This window comes from Alteriqipengyuania halimionae (assembly GCF_009827575.1).
Classification (GTDB): domain Bacteria; phylum Pseudomonadota; class Alphaproteobacteria; order Sphingomonadales; family Sphingomonadaceae; genus Alteriqipengyuania_A; species Alteriqipengyuania_A halimionae.
Genome location: NZ_WTYR01000001.1, coordinates 980,000 through 999,599, shown reverse-complemented (window position 1 = coordinate 999,599; position 19,600 = coordinate 980,000). Strand labels below are relative to the sequence as shown.

The following is a 19,600-nucleotide window of genomic DNA, read 5'->3' as shown; positions in this document are numbered from 1 at the left end:
CTTAGGCACTCGCGCGACCGAATCAAATCATGCGGCGGGGCCGAATTCCCCGGTTTCTTCGTCGAGCACTCGCAGGACGCCATCCGAAATCGCAAAGTGCGCACCGCGCAGCGCCAGTTCACCGGACTGCTCGCGCTCGGCGACGAAGGGGAAGGAGCGGAGATTGCCAAGGCTCAATGTCACCGCTGCCAGTTCCATGGCCAGTTCCGCTACGCGTCCGGACGTCCCATATTCGCGGGCGACCGGATCGCGCACATCGTCGAGCATGCCGACCCAATCGGCAACGAAACCGCCTGCGCCATGTTCGTTCCCGTGGAGGTTCTGCGTCAAGGCTGCATGGCAGCCGCCGCACATGCCGTGACCCATCACGACGACTTCGCGCACTTTGAGAAACTGCACGGCGAATTCCACTGCGGCCGAGACCCCGTGATGGCCCGGTGTGGTCTCGTAAGGCGGGACCATGGCCGCTACATTGCGCACCACGAAGATTTCGCCCGGATCGACATCGAAGATTTGCGCCGGATCGACGCGGCTGTCCGAACAGGCGATCACCATGACCTGGGGCGACTGACCCTCGGCCAGTTCCGACCAGCGCGCGCGCTGTTCCACCCAGCCGGTTTGGCGGAAACGGCCATAGCCATCGACGAGTCCGGAAAATCTCTTCATGCGATCGCCCATGCCGTCTCTTTGCAGGACTGGCAAGATGGCCCGAAGGCTCCTAAGTGGGCGCCCATGAACGACCTCTCATCCGCTCCGCAGCCCGAAGAACGCCCCGCCCGCCAGCGCAAGCCCGATTGGATTCGCGTAAAGGCCCCGGTGACGAAAGGCTATGGCGAGACGCGCAAGCTGATGCGCGACCTCAACCTCAATACGGTCTGCGAAGAGGCTGCCTGTCCCAATATCGGGGAGTGCTGGACCAAGAAGCACGCGACGGTGATGATCCTGGGCGACGTCTGCACCCGCGCCTGCGCGTTCTGCAACGTCAAGACGGGCATGCCGCGCATCGTCGATCAGGACGAACCCGAGCATGTTGCCACCGCTGCAGCAAAGCTTGGGCTCGAGCACATCGTCATCACGAGTGTCGATCGTGACGATCTCCCCGATGGCGGTGCCGGCCACTTCGTCAAGGTGATCGAAGCCCTGCGCCGCAACACCCCCGATACGACGATCGAGATTCTGACGCCCGATTTCCGCGGCAAGATGCGCCCGTCGATCGAGGCGATCGCTGCGGCCGGGCCGGACGTGTTCAACCACAATCTGGAAACCGTGCCGCGCCTCTATCCGACGATCCGCCCCGGCGCGCGTTATTATGCCTCGCTGCGTCTGCTCGAAGAGGTCAAGCGCCACGATCCGATGATCTTCACCAAATCGGGCATCATGCTGGGTTTGGGCGAACAACGCCTCGAAGTGCACCAGGTGATGGACGACATGCGCTGCGCGGATATCGATTTCATGACCATGGGCCAGTATCTCCAGCCCACGCCGAAGCATGCCAAGGTCGAGGATTTCGTTACACCCAAGGCATTCTCGGCCTTCGGTGCGATCGCACGGGCCAAGGGCTTCCTGCAAGTCGCGTCGAGTCCGCTCACCCGCTCGAGCTATCATGCGGGAGACGATTTCGCCGAAATGCGCGCGGCGAGAGAGGCGAAGCTGGCCAAGGCGAAGGCCTGATGCCGACGATCCGCGAATCCAAGCGGCTGCCTTACAGCTGCGAGCAGATGTTCGATCTGGTCGCCGACGTCGATCGCTATCCCGAATTCCTGCCTTGGGTCGTTGCGACACGCGTGCGCGCTGATAGCGAGACAGAGATGACCGCCGACATGCTGGTCGGGTTCAAGGCGATCCGCGAGAAATTCACCTCGCGCGTTACCAAGGCGCGGCCGCATTCGATCCTGGTTCACTACGTCGACGGACCGCTGCGCGATCTCGACAATAGCTGGGCCTTCGAACCGGATGGGGAAGAGGCCTGCAGGATCAATTTCTGCGTCGATTTCACGTTCAAGAACAAGGTGTTCGAAGCGCTCGCCGGGCAATATGCCGATCGCGCCTTCCGCAAGATGGTTGCCGCGTTCGAAACGCGCGCGGCCGCGCTTTACGGTAGCAACAGTTCGAGCGCGACCAGCGCCGCCTGATGCCGGATCGCGGCGCGGGTGCCGCCTGCGAAAACGCGCTCCTCGGCCTCGTTTTCTTCCTGTCCGCGGATCGCGCGGGCGAAAACCACCGTGCCGACCGGCTTGAACTCGCTGCCACCGCCTGGCCCGGCGATCCCGCTGACCGCTACCGCGACATCCGCGCCGCTCGCGGCAAGCGCGCCCTTCGCCATGTCCCAAGCGCACGCCGCCGAGACCGCACCGAACGTATCGATGATATCGGAGGAGACGCCCAGCATCTCGATCTTCGCGGCATTTGAATAGGTCACGAAGCTGCGGTCGAGCACAGCGGAACTGCCGGGTATCTCGGTGATTGCACTGGCGACCAGGCCCCCGGTGCAGCTTTCCGCCAGTGCAACCATGCGTCCGGCTTCGCGATTGCGCGTGACGACCTGCTCGGCGAGGGCGACCATGTTCTCGGGAAGGATGGCGTCGAAATCCATGCTCGGCTCCAATGCTGGCGGTTGGGGCGGCGCTAATCGAATACCGCGAGCGTGGCCACCGCCTGCGCCGCAATTCCCTCACGGCGTCCGGTCATGCCAAGCCCTTCGGTGGTCGTCGCCTTGACGCCGACCAGCGCCGGATCGATGCCGAGGATCGCCGCTATCCGCTCACGCATGGCCGAGCGGTGCGGACCGATCTTGGGAGCTTCGCAGATGATGGTAAGATCGATGTTCGCGACAGCGTAGCCTGCCTCGTCAGCCAGTTTCCCGGCATGGGCGAGGAAACGGTCTGATGAGGCGCCTTTCCACTGCGGATCGCTGGGCGGGAAATGGTCGCCGATATCGCCTGCGCCCACCGCACCGAGGACCGCGTCGGTGATCGCATGGAGCGCGACATCCGCATCGCTGTGCCCGGCAAGGCCATGACTGTGTTCGATACGCAATCCAGCGAGCCACAACTCTTCGCCCTCGGCCAGGCGATGCACGTCGAAGCCAAGACCGGTGCGGATTGCCGGGCGCGAGCTGCGGAAATCCTCGGCGAATGTGAGCTTTTTCAGCGCTTCGTCTCCTCGCACCATAGCAACCTCGCCGCCGAAATCGCGCAAGACATGCGCATCGTCTCCCGCATCGCTCGCGCCTTGCCATGCGCGATGGGCTGCCAGGATATCGGCAAAGCGGAAGGCCTGCGGCGTCTGCACGCGCTTGAGCGTTTCACGATCGGCCTTGCCGGCCATCATGCCGTCGCGCTCGATTGCGATCGAATCGACCACGGGGAGCACGGGAATTGCACCGGCATGGGAGGGTAGGGCGGCGACAAGGCGATCGACCACTTCCGGCACCACGATCGGGCGGGCAGCGTCGTGGATCAGGACGTGTTCGGGTGCGCGTTCGGCAAGCCCTTCGAGCGCGAGGGCGACCGATTGCTGTCTTGTTCCGCCGCCGTGGCACGTCTCGACCCCTTCGAGATCGCCGATCGCCTCGCTCGCCAGATCATCGGCATCGGGCGCGATCGCAACTACGATCGGGGCGCATCCCGCTGCCAAAAGCCGCTCGACCGAATGACGCAGCACAGGTTTGCCGCGCCAGCGCACATACTGCTTGGGAATGTCTTGCACCGCACGGCTTCCCGTTCCGGCAGCGACGATAATCGCTGCGAGGTTGCGCGAAGGGGGAGATGTGAAGGCGTCGGTCATGGTGCGCGCCGCCTATCGTCTTGTCGCGAAACTGGCAATCGACTAGGGGCGCGCCTACCTAACGGTCATCACCATGAGCAACACGCCGCAGCCTCCCCATCTTGCGCCGATCGATATCGGCCCGGTGCGCATTGCGCAGCCGGTCGTGCTCGCGCCCATGACCGGCGTAACAGACCTGCCGTTCCGCCGCCTTGTGCGCAAATTCGGCTCGGGGCTCAATGTGACCGAGATGATTGCAAGCCAGGCTGCGATCCGCGAAACCCGCCAGAGCGTTCAGAAGGCGGCTTGGGATGCGATCGAGGAGCCCGTCTCGATGCAGCTCGTAGGCTGCGATCCGGAGTCGATGGGCGAGGCCGCCAAGCTCCAGGAAGACAATGGTGCGGCAATCATCGACATCAATTTCGGCTGTCCGGTGCGCAAGGTTGTCAACGGATACGCCGGAAGCGCGCTGATGCGCGAAGTTCCTTTGGCAATCAAACTGATGGAGGCGACTGTTAAGGGCGTTTCCGTCCCGGTTACGGTGAAAATGCGGATGGGTTGGGACCATGACAGTCTCAATGCGCCCGAATTGTCGCGCATCGCCGAAGATATCGGCGTGAAAATGGTCACCGTCCACGGCCGGACCCGCAACCAGATGTACAAGGGGTCCGCCGACTGGGCTTTCATCAGTAAGGTTAAGGATGCGGTCTCGATCCCGGTCATCGCCAATGGCGACATCTGCGATATCGACGACGTTGCGCAGGCTGCGGAGCAGAGCGGGGCCGACGGTGTCATGATCGGGCGAGGGGCATACGGCAAACCTTGGCTGCTTGGTCAGGTCATGCATTGGCTCGAAACCGGCGAGCGGTTGCCCGACCCGCGGATCGAAGAGCAGTTTTCGACTATCATGGACCACTATCGCGCCATGCTCGGCCTTTATGGCGACGTGGTCGGGGTGAAGATCGCACGCAAGCACCTGGGCTGGTACACCAAGGGTCTCCCTGGCTCGGCCGAATTCCGCAACACGGTGAATTTCGTCGATAATCCGGTTGACGTCATGGCGTCGCTCGAACGTTTCTACGAGCCGTTCCTCGAACGCGAAGCGGCCTGATCCGCAGCACTGTCACCGCTCGCGCAAGCGCATTGGTCGCAAAAGCGCTTGCATAATTGCAACAGTGTAGCCCACAAGCCTCATATGGCGAGCGCTACACTTACACGCCACAAACGGTTGCCGCTCTGGCTGCGGCGCATGATGGTGTCCGCTCGCCGCGCGAATGCGATGGTGATCCTCGAGATCGTATCGGTTTTCGGCTTTCTGGTCATGGCTGCCGTCACTTGGTCGACCATGACCGGTTCCGCCGCCCAAGGCGACTTGCTTCCTTCGCGCGTTACGACCTTCCTTCTGGTTGGCACGCTGGTCCCAGCGCTCGCGATCCTTGTTCTCCTTGGCCGCCGAATTGCGTTGAGCCGGGCGCAGGAAAACCAGGTTGGCACGGGCAAGATGCACGTCCGGCTTGTCCTGATTTTCTCGATGATCGCCGCTATCCCGACATTGTTCGTGGTCGCGTTCGCCTCGGTTCTCTTCCAGTTCGGCACCGATTTCTGGTTTTCCGAGCAATCCCGGGGCCTGCTGACCAATGCCAACAGCCTGGCCGAGGGATATTACGAGCAGAACCAGAAGGACGTTGCGCGTCAGACCGAGGCAATGGCCGAACAGCTGCGGGAATATCTGGCGGAGAATTCGACCGTCAGCCCGGATTTTGGCGATGGCTACCGGAACCAGATGCTCAATCGGGGCCTCAGCCAGTCGTCGATCATACAGACGACCCCCGATGGCCAGCTCGTCATCGTCGCCTTCCCGGATAACAACCCGATCGGGAAGGAAATCCCGGCCGAAGCGCTCGCCAGCATCGCGAACGGCGAACCATCGGTGGTGGCGAGCGATGCGACCGGAATAGAGGCCATCGCGGCTATCGACCGCGAACTCGGCGTCTATCTCTACACGACCCGCAGCTCTGAACTGCTCGAATTTAGCCAGGGCGAGCGCGCGCAGGATATCGTGCAGGATTACGCGATCCTCACGCGCCAAGCGAGAATCCTGCAATTGCGCAGCATGGGCGCGCTGTTCATTCTCGCGCTGATCCTCGTGGCCGTCGCGATCGCTTTCGCACTGCGCTATGCCGACCGTCAGGTGAAGCCGCTTTACGAACTGGTCGATGCCGCACGGCGGGTCGGAGCGGGAAACTACTCGCTACGCGTCGAAGGCCGTACGGGTGCGGACGAAGTCGGTCTCCTCAACCGTGCCTTCAACCGCATGACCGACCAGATCGAGCGGCAGACAGCGGCCCTTGTTGGGGCAAACGAACAATTGCACGATCGCGGCATCTTCATCGAAACGGTGCTTGAATCGGTCACTGCAGGCGTCATTTCGCTCGATGAGGAAGGCAAGGTCCAGCTGATGAACTCGTCGGCGCAGGCCCTGCTGGGGCAGCCGGAAATTCCGGTGGGTCGCCCGATCCGCGACATTGCACCCGAGCTTGCCGATCTCGACGAAACGCGCAGCGGCCAGATCGTGCAATACCAGCAAGACAACGAACTGCTCACCTTCGCGGTCAAGGCGACACGCGGCGAGGACAGTCACGTAATCACGTTCGAGGATATCACGCGCCAGGTTCTCGACCAGCGGCAGGCGGCATGGTCGGATGTGGCGCGCCGGATCGCGCACGAGATCAAGAACCCTCTCACGCCGATCCAACTCGCGACCGAGCGGCTCAAACGTCGCTATCGGCGCCAGATCGAGCAGGATGGCGAACTGTTCGACGAGCTAACCTCGACCATCGTGCGCCAGGTCGGCGAACTGCGAACCATGGTCGATGCGTTCAGCTCGTTCGCCCGGCTGCCCAAGCCCTCCTTCCGCCGCGAGGATGCTCTGGATCTGGTCCGTCAGGCACTCTTCCTTCAGGAAGTCGCGCATCCGGAGATCGATTTCGCCGTCGAAGTCGAGGGAGAGATCGGCGACATCCAGTGCGACCGCCATCAGTTCGGTCAGGCGATGACCAACGTCATGAAAAACGCCGGCGAGGCAGTCGAGGCCAAGGCGAAGAACGCCGAGCCCGATTATCGCGGACGGATCACGGTCAACCTCGTGGGCGAGGACGATCTCGTCAAAATCGTCATTGCGGATAATGGCATCGGACTCCCGAAGGAGCGCGAGAAGATCGTAGAGCCCTATGTTACCACGCGAGAGCGCGGCACCGGGCTCGGGCTCGCCATCGTCAACAAGATCGTCGAGGAGCATGGCGGTGCCATGAGCTTCGGAACCATGGAGGAAGGCGGCACGCGCGTCACGTTGACCTTCGCCTGCGATCCCCGCATCCAAGCCAGCGCCAACAGCACGAAAGAGGCTGCCGAATGAGTACCAGCAAACCCGTCGAAGTCCTGATCGTCGATGACGAAAAGGATATCCGTGAACTGGTCGCAGGCGTCCTCAGCGATGAAGGCTACGAATGCCGCACTGCCGGGGATGGGGAGGGGGCGCTTGCCGCGATCGACGAGCGGCGGCCGAGCCTCGTGCTTCTCGACGTATGGCTCCACGGCAGCTCGATGGACGGGCTCGAAGTCCTCGATGAGATCAAGGCACGCGAACCCGAATTGCCGGTGGTCATCTTCTCCGGCCACGGCAATATCGACACCGCCGTGGCGGCGATCGGACGCGGAGCGATGGAATTCATCGAGAAGCCGTTCGAAGCTGAGCGGCTCATCCATCTGGTGGAAAGAGCGACCGAGACCGAGCGCCTGCGCAGGGAAAACGCCCAATTGCGGCAGAGCTTCGCTACCGCGCACGAGTTCACCGGCAATTCGGCAGCGATCAACCAGGTTCGCGCGACGCTCAAGCGCGTAGCCAATACCGGGAGCCGCCTGCTGATTACAGGGCCTGCCGGGGCGGGTAAGGAGGTCGCGGCGCGATTGCTCCATGCCTGGAGCCCGCGCGCGAACAACGCCTTCGTGGTCGTCAATTCGGCGCGGATCACGCCGGAGATGTTCGAACAGGAGCTGTTCGGCGAGGAGAACGACGGCCAGCTCGTGCGCGCCGGTCTGCTCGAAACTGCCGATGGCGGGACGCTGTTTCTTGACGAGGTGGCCGACATGCCGCTCTCGACACAGGCGCGTATTTTGCGGGTTCTGACCGACCAGTCCTTTATGCGGGTCGGCGGGACGCGCCAGATCCGGGTGGACGTGCGTGTCGTGTCGTCATCCTCGCGGGATCTCGAACAGGAGATCGAGGACCGCAATTTTCGCGAGGATCTGTTCTATCGCCTGAATGTCGTGCCGGTCGAAGTACCGTCGCTGGCCGATCGGCGGGAGGATATTCCCGCACTGGTCGATCATTTCTTCGCGCGCTACGCGGCCGACCAGGGCATTCAGCCGCCGGACATCAGCGTCGAGGCGATGGCCGCTCTGCAAGCCTATGATTGGCCTGGCAATGTTCGCCAGCTGCGCAATGTCATCGAACGCACGATCATCCTCGCGCCGCGCGACCGATTGACCGAGATCGATGTCGACCTTCTTCCTTCCGAAGTCACCGACGGGAAAATCAGCGGAGAAACCGGAATCGGCGCGTTGATGGGCGCGCCTTTGCGCGAGGCGCGCGAGAATTTCGAGCGCGAGTATCTGCGCGTCCAGATCAGCCGGTTTTCGGGCAACATCTCGCGCACCGCGACCTTCATCGGGATGGAACGGTCGGCGCTCCATCGCAAGATGAAGCTGCTCGGCATGGCCGAACGCAAGGCTTCCGAGCGCAAATAGGGAACTTCCACGGCTGCGCATCATTGCTCGGTTAAGCCGCGACTTTGCGGCGAAACCTGACCAGCGATCCACCCAACATACAGAGACCGCGGTAAGGGGGCACATACCATGGCGGGCGACGATATTTCCGCGCAGTCGAAGAGCGCAAACAGCGGGGCGAGCTTGCAGGACCAATTCCTCAATCTCGTGCGCAAGACGAAATCACCTGTCACGGTGTTCCTGGTCAAGGGCGTCAAGCTCCAAGGCATCGTGACGTGGTTCGACAATTTCTCGCTGCTGCTGCGCCGCGACGGCCAGTCTCAGCTCGTCTACAAGCACGCTATTTCCACCATCATGCCGAGCCAACCGCTCGACGCGGGCCAGTTCGAATCGCGCAATGCCGCCAAGAAGCAGCGTCTGCTGCAGGACGTGTTCCTGGGCCGGTGCCGCGAGACCGAAAGCCAGGTCACGATGTTCCTGATCAACGGAGTGATGCTGCAGGGCCGGATCGCGGCTTACGATCCCTATTGCACCCTGCTTGAGCGCGAGGGTTATGTGCAGCTTGCCTACAAGCACGCGATCTCGACGATACAGCCGCTCGGTCCGCTCGATCTGCAAGATGAAGGCGACGAAGACTGAGCTTTCTCGAAGACAGTGCGGAAGAGGTGACACGCGGCGCTCGCGCGCTGATCGTGCACCCTGACCTGCCCGACAAGCGGCACCTCGACCTTGAGGCGCGGCTCGAGGAGGGCAGGGGGCTTGCGCTCGCCATCGGTCTGGTGATTGCGGAAAGCTACGCCCTGCCGATCCGTGAGCCCAAGCCGGCGACGCTGTTCGGTTCGGGGCAGGTTGAACGCATCGCCACCGATTGCGAACTGCACGAGGCCGAGCTGGTCATCATCGACGGGCAACTCTCGGCGATCCAGCAACGCAATCTCGAAGAGACGATCAAGCGAAAGGTCATCGACCGGACGGGACTCATTCTCGAGATTTTCGGCGAACGCGCGGCCACCGCCGAGGGGCGATTGCAGGTCGAGCTCGCGCATCTCGACTACCAGCAGGGCCGGCTCGTGCGCAGCTGGACCCACCTCGAACGCCAGCGAGGCGGCTTTGGCTTCCTCGGCGGCCCCGGTGAAACCCAGATCGAGGCTGACCGCCGGATGATCCGCCAGCGCATGGGGCGCCTGCGCCGAGAGCTGGAGCAGGTCCGCAAGACTCGCGGACTGCATCGCGAACGGCGTGAGCGCGCGCCTTGGCCGGTTGTCGCCCTGGTAGGCTACACGAACGCCGGAAAATCCACGCTATTCAATCTCTTGACCGGGTCTGACGTCATGGCGGAAGATTTGCTCTTCGCAACGCTCGACCCGACCATGCGAGCCATCCGCCTGCCGGGCGTCGACAAGGCGATCCTGTCGGACACGGTGGGCTTTATTTCCGACCTGCCGACGCAACTCGTCGCTGCTTTCCGCGCCACGCTGGAAGAGGTCACCGCGGCCGACGTCATCGTGCATGTGCGCGACATCGCGAACCCTGATACCGAAGAACAACGCGCGCGCGTGCTCGACGTGCTGCGCGATCTCGACCTGCTAGACGAAGACCATGAACCGACCGGTGCGCCGATACTCGAAGCGTGGAACAAGATCGATTTGCTAGGCGACGAAGACTTGGAAGTCGCACGCAATCGCGCCGATGCGCGCGACGATCGCGTCGTTCTTCTATCCGCCGGGACGGGGCAGGGCGTCGATGCGCTCCTCGATGCGATCGATACTTTGCTGACCGCCGATGCAAAGGTCCATGAATTCACGCTCGACGCGAGCGAGGGCCAGAAAATCGCATGGCTGCATGCCCATGGCGAGGTTCTGTCGCAGGAAGAGATTGCAGGGGAAGAGCCCGAATACAGGCTTTCGGTTCGCCTCACATCACGCGAGTACGGGCGGTTCTCAACGCTCTGACGCTTTGACGCTCTGCCACAGGGCTTCCTGGGCATCGAGATCGAGCTCGGCGAAATCCTTGCCGTCGGCTTCTGCGAAGCTTTCCATTGCGCGGAACCGGCGATCGAACTTGGCATTGGCGCGACGCAACGCCTCTTCAGGGTCAATCCCGTAGGCGCGTACGACGTTGACTGCGGCAAACAGCAAATCGCCAGCTTCTTCGGCCTGGTGCGTTGGGCTTTGCGCCGCGCGCAATTCTTCGATTTCTTCATGCAGCTTGTCCGCCGGACCTCGTGTATCGGGCCAGTCGAAGCCCGTGCGTGCCGCGCGTTTCTGGATTTTTTCGGCACGCATCAGCGCCGGCAGCGCCTGTGCGATCCCGTCGAGCGCGCTTTGCGCGCCGGCCTCGGCGCGTTCGCGGGCTTTCAATTCTTCCCAGCGGCGTTCCTGCGGTTGGCCGGAGGTGTCGTCGCCGAAGATATGCGGATGGCGCGCTTCCATCTTGTCGGAGATCGACCGCGCGACATCGTCGAAATCGAACGCGCCTTGTTCTTCGGCCATGCGGGCATGGAATACGACCTGCAGCAGCAGATCTCCGAGTTCACCGCGCAGATCGTGAAGATCCGAGCGCTCGATCGCATCGGAGACTTCGTACGCTTCCTCGATCGTGTACGGCGCGATCGAAGCGAAATCCTGCGCCAGATCCCATTCGCAGCCGGAATCCGGGTCGCGGAGGCGTGCCATGATCGAGAGAAGGCGGGAGATTTGCTCAGATGACATAGGATGATAATATATATTATGTAAAATATAAGGTGGGCTATGAGGGGTGGTTTACGCGCCCATCCCCGTGAACAACAGATAAGCCGCACCGAAAATCGCGACCCATGTCAGCGCCATGATCGCCGCCTTCGGCAATGTCAGTCCGCGGCCGGACAAGCCCGGCAGTACCAGGATCAGCCAGCCAAGGATCGAAACTACACTCAGCGCTGTCCATGCGGTGCCGGTCATGCGGCGAGCTCCAATCCGTCGTAGCCGACGATCACGTGGTCGGGCGTTTCGGCATCCAGCGTGGCATAATCCATGCTCTTGTCCAGATGCGACAAAACGACCGTGTGCGCATCGATCCGTTCACCGAGTTCGATGGCCATGTCGAGATGCGCATGCGTCGGATGTGGCTGGCGCCTGAGGCAATCGCTGACCAACACATCGGCACCATCGAAAACGCGAAGCATCTCGTTGGTTATTTCGGAAAAATCCGTAGCATAGACCAACGCCTTCCCATCGCACTCGAAGCGGAAGCCGGTGGTTTGAGTCGGTCCATGCGGCATCTCGACGCTGCGAAACGCTACGCCGCCATGCATCCGCGCGCGATCGAGCGTCTGAAGTTCCACGATCGTCGGATAACCGTGCTGCCCGGCGAACACATAGCCAAAGCGCTGTCTCAACCGATAGGCACAAGCCGTTGAAGCGAAGCCGGGAATTGCCGCGCTTCTGCCATAGCGCAGGACCCTTAAGTCATCGATTCCGTGGCAGTGATCGGCATGGTCGTGCGTCCAGAACACGGCATCGATCCGGTCGATCTCGTTGGCGAGCAATTGCGCCCGCAGATCGGTCGAAGTGTCGACCAGCAACCGCGTGCCTTCGTCGCTTTCCACGATGATGGAAACGCGTGTGCGCCGGTTCTTCGGCTCGGCCGGATCGCACTCGCCCCAGTCCTTGCCGATGCGCGGGACACCGGTGGACGTACCCGATCCGAGCATCAGCAGCCTCATGCGGCCGCTTTCGTGAACAGTCCGAAGAAATTCCGCGTCGTGACCTCGGCAAGTTGCTCGGGTGTGGTGCTGCGCAGTTCGGCCACGAACCGCGCGGTGTCGGCAACATAGGCTGGCTCGCAGGTCTTGCCGCGATGCGGGACTGGAGCGAGAAACGGCGAATCGGTTTCCACCAACAGCCGATCCTCGGGAACCTTGGCCGCAGTGGCCTGCAATTCCTTCGCGTTCTTGAAGGTCACGATGCCCGAAATCGAGATCGTCAGGCCCAGATCGAGGACCGCCTCGCCAAACGCATCGGACGCGGTGAAGCAATGGATCAATGCGGGAAAATCGCCCTTCTCCATCTCGTCGCGCAGGATCGAAAGTGTGTCGTCCTCTGCGTCACGGGTATGGATGATCAGCGGCAGACGCGTTTCGCGGCACACGGTAATGTGCCGGCGAAACAGGCGCTGCTGCGCTTCGCGATCGGAATGCTCGTAGTAGTAATCGAGCCCGGTTTCGCCGATTCCGATCACCTTGGGATGATCGACTGCTTCGCGCAGCCTGTCCTCATCGACGTGCTGGTGTTCGTCGGCGTGATGCGGGTGGATCCCGATGCTGGCGAAGACATCCTCGTTTCGCTCTGCCGTGGCGACGATATCGTCCCACTCGCTCTCGCGCGTCGAGATGTTCAGGAACTTGCCGATCCCGGCACTGCGCGCGCGGTCGAGAACGGAATCCTGATCCTCGACCAGGCCTTCATAATTGAGATGGCAGTGCGAATCGACGAGCATCACCCCTCCCCCTTCCCTGAAGGCAGCTCGAGCCGGGGGAACACGCCTTGCGGCTTTTCGAGCGTGAAGTCCGATCCAGTGAGAGCATCGAACCAACCGGCTTCGTCGAGCGCGGAGAAATCACGGTTTTCGCCCATCCCGATCTGGTCGAGCAGCTTGTCAGCGGCTTCAGGCGTCACCGGCCGCAGCGCAAGCGCAAGCGGACGGACCAGGCGGAAGCACGTCATCAGCACGGCCTGCATTCGCTCGGGATCGGTTTTGCGCAGCGCCCATGGTGCTTGATCATCGATATATTGGTTGCAGGCAAACACGGCGCGCATCCACGCGTCGAGACCTTCGCTGAAGTTCAGCGCTTCGAAATCGGTGCGCAGTTCTCCGATCGCGTTGGCGACCGTTTTCTCGAGTTTGGAGTCCTCGTCGGAAACTTCATATCCAGCCGTAAGTTTCCCATCCATGTTCTTGTGAACCATGGAAAGAATGCGCTGGGCGAAGTTGCCGAAGCTGTTCGCAAGCTCGGCGTTTGCGCGCGTCACGATGGCTTCGTCGGAATAGGAACCGTCCTGCCCGAAAGCGATCTCGCGCATCAGGAAATAGCGGACCGGATCGACACCGTAGGTATCGGCGAGCGCCAGGGGGTCGGTGACATTCCCCTCGGATTTCGATTCCTTGCGCCCGCGATTGAGCACGAAACCATGGGCGAACACTTGCTTGGGCAGTTCGATTCCGGCGCTCATGAGGAAAGCCGGCCAGTACACCGCATGAAAGCGCGTGATGTCCTTGCCGATCAGATGAAGATCGCAGGGCCAGAAAGTTCGCCACTCTTCGGTTTCGTCGGGAAAACCGAGGCCGGAGATGTAATTGGTGAGCGCATCGACCCAGACATACATCACGTGCCCGTCACTATCGGGTACCTTCACGCCCCAGTCGAAACTGGTGCGCGAAACCGAGAGATCCTTCAGGCCGCCTTCGACAAAGCGTATGATCTCGTTCCGACTGCGTTCGGGAGCGATAAAAGACGGATGATCCGCATATAATGCGAGCAGTCTGTCGGCATAATTCGACAGGCGGAAGAACCAACTCTCCTCTGCCGTCCATTCGACCGGCGTGCCCTGCGGAGAGAGTTTTTCGCCGCCCTCCCCTTCGCCCAGCTCGCTCTCATCGTAATAGGCTTCGTCGCGAACCGAGTACCAGCCTTCGTAGCGATCGAGATAGAGATCGCCATTGGCTTCCATCCGCCGCCAGATCTCCTGGCTTGCACTATGGTGATCGGGATCGACCGTCCGCTGGAAGCGATCGTAGGAGATGTTGAGCTTTTCACCCATCGCAATGAAGTGCGACGTCATCTCGTCGGCAAGATCGCGCGGTTCGCGGCCCACATCGCGGGCCTTCTGATAGACTTTCAGCCCATGCTCGTCGGTGCCGGTCTGAAAGCGCACTTTGCGCCCGGACATTCGCTGGAAGCGCGCAATGACGTCGGCGGCGATCGCTTCGTAGGCGTGGCCGATATGGGGCTTGCCATTGGGATAGCTGATGGCAGTGGTAATGTAATAGGGTTTGCTCACCCGGTGGCCTGACTTTCCGAATTGTGGTTAGGCAGCCTCTCTAGGGAGCGCGGCGGAGGCCAGCAAGCCGCCAATCTCCATCGCCAGCAATCCGGGATCGAAATTGGCCGTTGGCGCACGGGCTGCCAGAGAGACGAGGTCCGCATGGGCATCGATGATGCGCTGGCGCTGCAGCGGGGGCGCCGACCGAAGGCGCGAGGTCAGCAGACGACGCCCCAGGGTGAAGATTGCAGCGATACGTTCGGGTGTAGGGCGGGCGCCAATCGCGGCAGCGAGTGCTCCGCGCCGCTCCATACCGTTGTCACCTTCGGCGATCAGCGCGCGCATCGCGGCATCGAGCTTGCCCATGTCCTCGTCGAGCCACGTCATCGCGGCACCCGGCGATCCGAACGCCCCGGCCACGGCCCGGTCAATCGCTCCAGGATCGGCTTCCGGTCGCTCGCTGGCGACGATGCCACGAACCTGGTCTTCGGCCAGCGGTTCGAACCGCAATGTTCGGCAACGCGAGCGTATCGTCGGGAGAAGGCGTCCCGGCCTGTGGGTCACGAGGAAAAACACGTTGCCTGCCGGCGGTTCTTCCAGGCTTTTGAGCAGCGCGTTGGCCGCGCTTGCCTCCAGATCGTCGGCAGGATCGACGATGATGGCGCGGCACGCGCCGAGCGTTGGACGCGTGTTCAAACGCCGCTGCAAGCCTCGGATCTGGTCGACCGAGATGTTGCGCTTACGCTTGTAGGGCTTGCCTTCGTCGCGATTGCGCGCTTCCTTGTCGTCGGCCGGGGGCCGGCTCAATTCGAGGATATCGGGATGGTTTTCCGCAACCGGGCTCTCCGGTCCATCGGCACCGACCAGTTGGGCAGCGCATTTCCACGCGAAGGTCGCTTTTCCGACCCCTGACGGGCCTGCGAGCAACCAGGCATGATGCAGTTTCCCGCCATCCATGGCGGATTGCCACGTCGAGACCGCATTCTGGTGGCCGATCAGCATACGCCATCCGCCTCGATCAAGTCTTTCAGCGCCGCGAGCACTCGTGCGTGGACTTCGCCGGGAGTGCCGCTCGCATCGATCGTGGCGAAGCGGGTCGAATCCTCATCGGCGAGCCGGGCAAAGTTGCTGGCGACGGCTGCGTGATAGTCTCTGCCACGAGAGCCGATCGCATCGCTGATGCCTCCGTCGCGCGCGTCTAGCCTCGCTTCTGCTTCGGCGGAAGGAAGGGTGAAAAGCAACGTCCGATCGGGGAGCAGGCCCGCGCTGCCGATCTCGTGCAATCGCAGCACTGCCTCGTCACCGAGGTCCCCTGCCCCGCCCTGATAGGCGCGGCTCGAATCGAGAAAACGGTCGCACACCACCCATTCGCCGCGTTCGAGCGCAGGGCGTATCAAGCGATCGACATGATCGGCGCGGGCGGCGGCAAACAGCAATGCCTCGGCACGCGCGCCGAAGCCATCGCCATCGAGCAGCAGGTTGCGAATCGCTTCCGCGCCCTCTGTTCCTCCCGGCTCGCGGGTCAGTGTGCAGGAGATGCCTTGTTCTTGCAGCGCGGCGACCAGGAGCTTTGCTTGCGTCGATTTGCCAACGCCCTCGCCGCCTTCGAAGGTAATGAAGCGCCCGCTCATCGCAGCCATCCCAGCAGCCCGTTTTCGAGGCGATCGATGGTCCCGGCCTGTGCGACGTCCTTCGCGGCAACGAGCGGCGCGCTCTGCACCAGTTCGCCATCAACCCTGATCTGCAACCTCGCCACCGTCTCGCCCGCCTTGATCGGAGCGACGAGAGGCCCGCGATAGGCTACGCGCAAATCGATGTCGCCTCGGCTGCCGGTCGGCACGTCGAGATGATAATCGCGCGGCGCCTCGAGCCCCACCGAGGAGGCGGCGCCCTGCTGCACCTTGGCTCGCGCGACCTCTGCACCATCGGCGAACAGACGACGCGGCTGCCACGCTGAGAACCCCCATTCGATCATGGCGCGTGCCAGCGCATCGCGATCGCGGCTACTTTCGGCACCGGCGATGGCCACGGCGAGTCTACGGCCATCCCGCTCGGCCGAGCCGAGATAGGTGTAACCCGCCTCGTGGGTAAACCCGGTCTTGAAGCCATCCGCGCCGCGGATCTTGCCGATCATGGGATCGTGATTGTCCTGCTCGATCCCGTTCCATTCGAGCGTCGGCTTGCCAAAGAAGGCCGCGTATTTCTTCGGGTGCCGTGTCACGATCGCCTGGGCGAGCGCGATGAGATCGCGAGCCGAAGTGTAGGTCCGCCCTTCGTCGGGAAATCCGTTGGGAGACCCGAATGCGCTGTCGCGCATGCCGATCTTGCGGGCTTCCGCGTTCATTCGCGCGGTCCAGTTTTCGATACTTCCGGCCGCACCGCGCGCAAGCAGCGCCGACCCGTCATTGGCGGAGATCGTCAAAATACCGTGGAGCAGATCCGCGACCGTCACACGTTCACCGAGCCCCAGAAACATCGTCGACCCGCGCCTGCGCCAGGCCCGGAAAGTTTCCTCGTCCATGGTGAAAGGCTGCCGGAGATCGATTTCGCCGCGCCCGATCATCTCGAAGGCGGTGTAGGCGGTCATGGTCTTTGTGACCGAGGCAGGCATAAATCGCCGATCCGCGTTCTTTTCGTAGAGGGTCTGCCCGGTTCCCAGATCGACCAGCAAGACAACCGGTGCGCGCTCGACCTCGGGCGGAGGGGCAATCGTCGTTCCGCCGAGCGAGATCGAAGGCCCTTGTTGACCAGCACTCTCCATCGGGGCCAACGCTGCGGCCGCGACCATTGCGCCGAACATCAACGCCTTGCAATTGCATATCATGAGACCTGATCAGTCCTCGAACACGACACGCGCGTCGGAATAGCCAGCGGTTCGCACCCTGGCGAGATCGCGTTCGGCCTCTGCGGCAGAAGCAAACGGACCAGTGCGTACGCGCCAAAGGCGACCGGCGGGATAGACTGTCCCGTTGATCTTCGCTGCCACACGATCGGCACTCTCACGCTCCGAATAGGCTCCGGCCTGAACGAAATAGCCGGTCTTTGCGACCGGTGCGGTGGGCTCAAGCGAAGGCTCCGGGGTGGGGCTGATGTTTGGCAAGGGTTCCGGTGTCGCCGCGGGACTCGGCATCGGAGCAGGACGTGGTGCGACAGACGGAATGGGTGTCGGCGTGATTCGCGGCTCCGGAACCTCCTCCGGACGGATGCCGGCGGCTTCGGAAGCGGCGGGAAGCTTGCGGCGCAAGACCGTCAACAGACCGCCAGGCGTTTCCATCCGCATCGACGCCTCGGCATCCGAGCGCAGGAGCGTGCGCTCGCTCTCGGGCGGATTGACCCTGCGCACCCGCACCGGTGTTACGCCCGATATGCCGAGTTGAGCCATGGCTGCAGGGCTGAGGGCTAGCAGGTCGTTGCTACCCATCGGGCCGCGCCGTTCGACTCTGGCGAGAATCGTGTGTCCTTCGTCAAGCTCGGTCACTTCGACGTAGCTTGGCAGGGGCAGTGTGTGATGCGAGGCGGAAATACCGAGCGCTCCCGCCTCGTCGGCGATCGCATAGCCGACGGCGTCGTAATTGAGCGCGTCGTCTGGCGTGTAGGTCACCGAACCGATGGTATAGGGAGGTCCGATCACCACTGGATAGTCGCCCGAAGGACCGAAGGGATCCGACGCAATAGCGGGCTCTTCCTGGCCGCCCCACGGATCATCCCCCAGCCCCAGCGAAGTGCAAGAGGCCACGAGAGCGGCGAGTGACGATGCGGCGATGGCTCTAGCGTGCAATCTCATTGGCAAGCAGCCCTACCCCCAAAGCGTAAAAATTCGAGCAATTGTATTCGAGGATGGTGCGATAATTCGACGTCAAAAGATAGGCCGTATTGCCCGGGCCATCAGGCTCGATCAGGCTGACCAGAGTGTCGTCAGAAATCGGCGCCGCGGGAACGATCCCCAGCGCACGCCATTCGCGCACGGTCTTCCAAGGGGCGTGGCGAACGTGGACGCGCGGACAATAAGGCGCCTGCATCGGGTTTTCGAGCAGCGTACGGTCGAACCCGCTGGGCACAACCGTCGGCACACCCCAGGGCAGGCCCGGCTGCCATCCGGCATCGACGAAATAGCTGGCGATCGAGGCCAGCGTATCGGCGGGAGAGTTCCAGATATCGGCATCACCATCGCCGTCGCCGTCCTTCGCGATACGGAGATAGACCGAGGGCAGGAATTGCGGATTGCCGAACGCTCCGGCCCAGCTGCCGACAAGGCGCGCGCGGGGCACGCCGCGATCGACCATCTTCATCAGGTCGATCAGTTCGGGCTCGAACAGGTCGCGGCGGCGCCCTTCATAGGCCAGCGTGGCGAGCGCGCGGGCAAGATCGAAATCGCCCTTCACCGCGCCATAGGCGCTTTCCTTGCCCCAGATCGCGACAAGGATTTCCGCAGGAACACCGTATTCGCGCTCGACCCGGTCGGCGAGCGGCCCGAGATTGCGAAGCGTGCGGCGTCCGCCTGCGATCCGCGCAGCGTCTACGGTGCGGCGGAAGTAAGGCTGGAAGGGCGGAAAGTAATTCGGATCGCGCTGCGCTGTCGAGCCGGGCTGCCCTCGGTCGAGCGCCACCACGCGGGGGTTTTCGGTCAAGCCGTCGAGCACCTGGCGGATCGCGCTTTCGCTCACCCCTTCCCCGCGGGCCTTGGCCGCGACGAGTTCGAGATAGGCATCGAAGCCCAGATTGTCCTGCGCACAGGCCGTGACGGGAAGGCTGGCCAATGCAGCGGCACAGAAGAGGATGAAAGATTTGATCAAAGACATGGCTTTCCGTTGCACATAGCGGGTTAACGTCAAGCGACAAAACCGCAGCAGGCGATAATCCGTGGCTTTACCGCGCCGCCTGCGATCTCTAGCGCTGTTCGAACCGGATGGGTGGCAGAGTGGTCGAATGCACCGGTCTTGAAAACCGGCGTGGGTGCAAGCTCACCGTGGGTTCGAATCCCACCCCATCCGCCAGAGCGTGGCTCGTTCAACAGAAAAAGGGCCGTCCAG

General features: G+C 62.5%; 20 protein-coding genes and 1 tRNA gene. 8 read left to right on the top strand and 13 right to left on the bottom strand.

What is annotated here, in order from left to right:
- Positions 1-27 precede the first annotated feature (27 nt).
- Complete coding sequence (locus tag GRI68_RS04845; protein WP_160616191.1) at positions 28-666, bottom strand: carbonic anhydrase; 639 nt, start codon at positions 664-666, stop codon at positions 28-30.
- Between GRI68_RS04845 and lipA the strand changes: the two genes are divergently transcribed.
- A complete protein-coding gene (gene lipA, locus GRI68_RS04840) occupies positions 619-1,671 on the top strand; it encodes a lipoyl synthase (RefSeq protein ID WP_199799713.1) in 1,053 nt (350 codons plus the stop codon). The two genes, GRI68_RS04845 and lipA, sit on opposite strands and share 48 nt — an antisense overlap.
- Positions 1,671-2,132 (top strand): type II toxin-antitoxin system RatA family toxin, encoded by a 462-nt coding sequence (locus GRI68_RS04835; protein ID WP_160616190.1) that lies wholly within the window; start codon positions 1,671-1,673, stop codon positions 2,130-2,132. Before lipA ends, GRI68_RS04835 begins: the two co-directional genes overlap by 1 nt.
- Here the strand turns inward: GRI68_RS04835 and GRI68_RS04830 are convergent.
- Both GRI68_RS04830 and GRI68_RS04825 read right to left on the bottom strand, forming a co-directional pair.
- Positions 2,093-2,593 carry a CinA family protein gene (locus tag GRI68_RS04830; protein ID WP_160616189.1) on the bottom strand — a complete coding sequence of 167 codons (501 nt, stop codon included), beginning with the start codon at positions 2,591-2,593 and terminating at the stop codon, positions 2,093-2,095. The two genes, GRI68_RS04835 and GRI68_RS04830, sit on opposite strands and share 40 nt — an antisense overlap.
- Before the next feature lie 32 nt (positions 2,594-2,625).
- The gene (locus GRI68_RS04825; protein WP_160616188.1) at positions 2,626-3,786 is read right to left on the bottom strand and encodes a bifunctional 2-C-methyl-D-erythritol 4-phosphate cytidylyltransferase/2-C-methyl-D-erythritol 2,4-cyclodiphosphate synthase; all 1,161 of its coding nucleotides are present in this window, start codon (positions 3,784-3,786) and stop codon (positions 2,626-2,628) included.
- A 73-nt stretch (positions 3,787-3,859) separates the two neighbouring features.
- Here GRI68_RS04825 and dusB point away from each other — a divergent pair, with 73 nt between their 5' ends.
- The 5 genes from dusB to hflX all read left to right on the top strand — a co-directional run bounded on the left by dusB (position 3,860) and on the right by hflX (position 10,502).
- A complete protein-coding gene (gene dusB / locus GRI68_RS04820; protein WP_160616187.1) occupies positions 3,860-4,876 on the top strand; it encodes a tRNA dihydrouridine synthase DusB in 1,017 nt (338 codons plus the stop codon).
- An 84-nt stretch (positions 4,877-4,960) separates the two neighbouring features.
- Positions 4,961-7,180 (top strand): sensor histidine kinase, encoded by a 2,220-nt coding sequence (locus GRI68_RS04815; protein ID WP_234028717.1) that lies wholly within the window; start codon positions 4,961-4,963, stop codon positions 7,178-7,180.
- Positions 7,177-8,571 (top strand): nitrogen assimilation response regulator NtrX, encoded by a 1,395-nt coding sequence (gene ntrX / locus GRI68_RS04810; RefSeq protein WP_160616186.1) that lies wholly within the window; start codon positions 7,177-7,179, stop codon positions 8,569-8,571. The genes GRI68_RS04815 and ntrX overlap by 4 nt, the downstream gene beginning before the upstream one ends.
- A gap of 108 nt (positions 8,572-8,679) precedes the next feature.
- Positions 8,680-9,189: an RNA chaperone Hfq gene (hfq, locus tag GRI68_RS04805; RefSeq protein WP_160616185.1), complete on the top strand. Its 510-nt coding sequence runs from the start codon at positions 8,680-8,682 to the stop codon at positions 9,187-9,189.
- Between the two features lie 26 nt (positions 9,190-9,215).
- Positions 9,216-10,502 (top strand): GTPase HflX, encoded by a 1,287-nt coding sequence (gene hflX / locus GRI68_RS04800; protein ID WP_160616184.1) that lies wholly within the window; start codon positions 9,216-9,218, stop codon positions 10,500-10,502.
- On the opposite strand, the gene mazG is transcribed toward hflX, so the two are convergent.
- Genes mazG through GRI68_RS04750 form a run of 10 tightly spaced genes read right to left on the bottom strand, consistent with a single transcriptional unit; the run spans position 10,491 to position 19,369 of the window.
- Entirely contained in the window at positions 10,491-11,261 is a 771-nt protein-coding gene (mazG, locus tag GRI68_RS04795) for a nucleoside triphosphate pyrophosphohydrolase (protein WP_160616183.1), read from the bottom strand. The genes hflX and mazG overlap by 12 nt on opposite strands.
- A 51-nt stretch (positions 11,262-11,312) precedes the next feature.
- Positions 11,313-11,489, bottom strand: a complete 177-nt coding sequence (locus tag GRI68_RS04790; RefSeq protein ID WP_160616182.1) for a hypothetical protein — start codon at positions 11,487-11,489, stop codon at positions 11,313-11,315.
- On the bottom strand, positions 11,486-12,253 hold the full coding sequence (locus GRI68_RS04785) for an MBL fold metallo-hydrolase (RefSeq protein WP_160616181.1): 768 nt from the start codon (positions 12,251-12,253) through the stop codon (positions 11,486-11,488). The genes GRI68_RS04790 and GRI68_RS04785 overlap by 4 nt, the downstream gene beginning before the upstream one ends.
- Positions 12,250-13,026 carry a TatD family hydrolase gene (locus GRI68_RS04780; RefSeq protein WP_160616180.1) on the bottom strand — a complete coding sequence of 259 codons (777 nt, stop codon included), beginning with the start codon at positions 13,024-13,026 and terminating at the stop codon, positions 12,250-12,252. The genes GRI68_RS04785 and GRI68_RS04780 overlap by 4 nt, the downstream gene beginning before the upstream one ends.
- On the bottom strand, positions 13,026-14,588 hold the full coding sequence (gene metG / locus GRI68_RS04775) for a methionine--tRNA ligase (protein ID WP_160616179.1): 1,563 nt from the start codon (positions 14,586-14,588) through the stop codon (positions 13,026-13,028). The genes GRI68_RS04780 and metG overlap by 1 nt, the downstream gene beginning before the upstream one ends.
- 27 nt (positions 14,589-14,615) lie before the next feature.
- On the bottom strand, positions 14,616-15,572 hold the full coding sequence (locus GRI68_RS04770) for a DNA polymerase III subunit delta' (RefSeq protein WP_160616178.1): 957 nt from the start codon (positions 15,570-15,572) through the stop codon (positions 14,616-14,618).
- Positions 15,566-16,201 carry a dTMP kinase gene (tmk, locus tag GRI68_RS04765; RefSeq protein ID WP_160616177.1) on the bottom strand — a complete coding sequence of 212 codons (636 nt, stop codon included), beginning with the start codon at positions 16,199-16,201 and terminating at the stop codon, positions 15,566-15,568. Before tmk ends, GRI68_RS04770 begins: the two co-directional genes overlap by 7 nt.
- Positions 16,198-17,370: a D-alanyl-D-alanine carboxypeptidase family protein gene (locus tag GRI68_RS04760; protein WP_234028715.1), complete on the bottom strand. Its 1,173-nt coding sequence runs from the start codon at positions 17,368-17,370 to the stop codon at positions 16,198-16,200. The genes tmk and GRI68_RS04760 overlap by 4 nt, the downstream gene beginning before the upstream one ends.
- Positions 17,371-17,403: 33 nt before the next feature.
- Positions 17,404-18,354 carry an SPOR domain-containing protein gene (locus GRI68_RS04755; RefSeq protein ID WP_160616176.1) on the bottom strand — a complete coding sequence of 317 codons (951 nt, stop codon included), beginning with the start codon at positions 18,352-18,354 and terminating at the stop codon, positions 17,404-17,406.
- Complete coding sequence (locus tag GRI68_RS04750) at positions 18,338-19,369, bottom strand: lytic murein transglycosylase (RefSeq protein ID WP_160616175.1); 1,032 nt, start codon at positions 19,367-19,369, stop codon at positions 18,338-18,340. The genes GRI68_RS04755 and GRI68_RS04750 overlap by 17 nt, the downstream gene beginning before the upstream one ends.
- A 105-nt stretch (positions 19,370-19,474) precedes the next feature.
- Here GRI68_RS04750 and GRI68_RS04745 point away from each other — a divergent pair.
- Positions 19,475-19,564, top strand: a tRNA-Ser gene (locus GRI68_RS04745).
- Positions 19,565-19,600: the final 36 nt, after the last annotated feature.

Coding starts and splice junctions, on each gene's coding strand:
- GRI68_RS04845 (WP_160616191.1), bottom strand. CDS start 666: ATGAAGAGATTTTCCGGACTCGTCGATGGCTATGGCCGTTTCCGCCAA.
- GRI68_RS04835 (WP_160616190.1), top strand. CDS start 1,671: ATGCCGACGATCCGCGAATCCAAGCGGCTGCCTTACAGCTGCGAGCAG.
- GRI68_RS04830 (WP_160616189.1), bottom strand. CDS start 2,593: ATGGATTTCGACGCCATCCTTCCCGAGAACATGGTCGCCCTCGCCGAG.
- GRI68_RS04825 (WP_160616188.1), bottom strand. CDS start 3,786: ATGACCGACGCCTTCACATCTCCCCCTTCGCGCAACCTCGCAGCGATT.
- dusB (WP_160616187.1), top strand. CDS start 3,860: ATGAGCAACACGCCGCAGCCTCCCCATCTTGCGCCGATCGATATCGGC.
- GRI68_RS04815 (WP_234028717.1), top strand. CDS start 4,961: ATGGCGAGCGCTACACTTACACGCCACAAACGGTTGCCGCTCTGGCTG.
- ntrX (WP_160616186.1), top strand. CDS start 7,177: ATGAGTACCAGCAAACCCGTCGAAGTCCTGATCGTCGATGACGAAAAG.
- hfq (WP_160616185.1), top strand. CDS start 8,680: ATGGCGGGCGACGATATTTCCGCGCAGTCGAAGAGCGCAAACAGCGGG.
- mazG (WP_160616183.1), bottom strand. CDS start 11,261: ATGTCATCTGAGCAAATCTCCCGCCTTCTCTCGATCATGGCACGCCTC.
- GRI68_RS04790 (WP_160616182.1), bottom strand. CDS start 11,489: ATGACCGGCACCGCATGGACAGCGCTGAGTGTAGTTTCGATCCTTGGC.
- GRI68_RS04785 (WP_160616181.1), bottom strand. CDS start 12,253: ATGAGGCTGCTGATGCTCGGATCGGGTACGTCCACCGGTGTCCCGCGC.
- GRI68_RS04780 (WP_160616180.1), bottom strand. CDS start 13,026: ATGCTCGTCGATTCGCACTGCCATCTCAATTATGAAGGCCTGGTCGAG.
- GRI68_RS04770 (WP_160616178.1), bottom strand. CDS start 15,572: ATGCTGATCGGCCACCAGAATGCGGTCTCGACGTGGCAATCCGCCATG.
- tmk (WP_160616177.1), bottom strand. CDS start 16,201: ATGAGCGGGCGCTTCATTACCTTCGAAGGCGGCGAGGGCGTTGGCAAA.
- GRI68_RS04760 (WP_234028715.1), bottom strand. CDS start 17,370: ATGTTCGGCGCAATGGTCGCGGCCGCAGCGTTGGCCCCGATGGAGAGT.
- GRI68_RS04755 (WP_160616176.1), bottom strand. CDS start 18,354: ATGAGATTGCACGCTAGAGCCATCGCCGCATCGTCACTCGCCGCTCTC.
- GRI68_RS04750 (WP_160616175.1), bottom strand. CDS start 19,369: ATGTCTTTGATCAAATCTTTCATCCTCTTCTGTGCCGCTGCATTGGCC.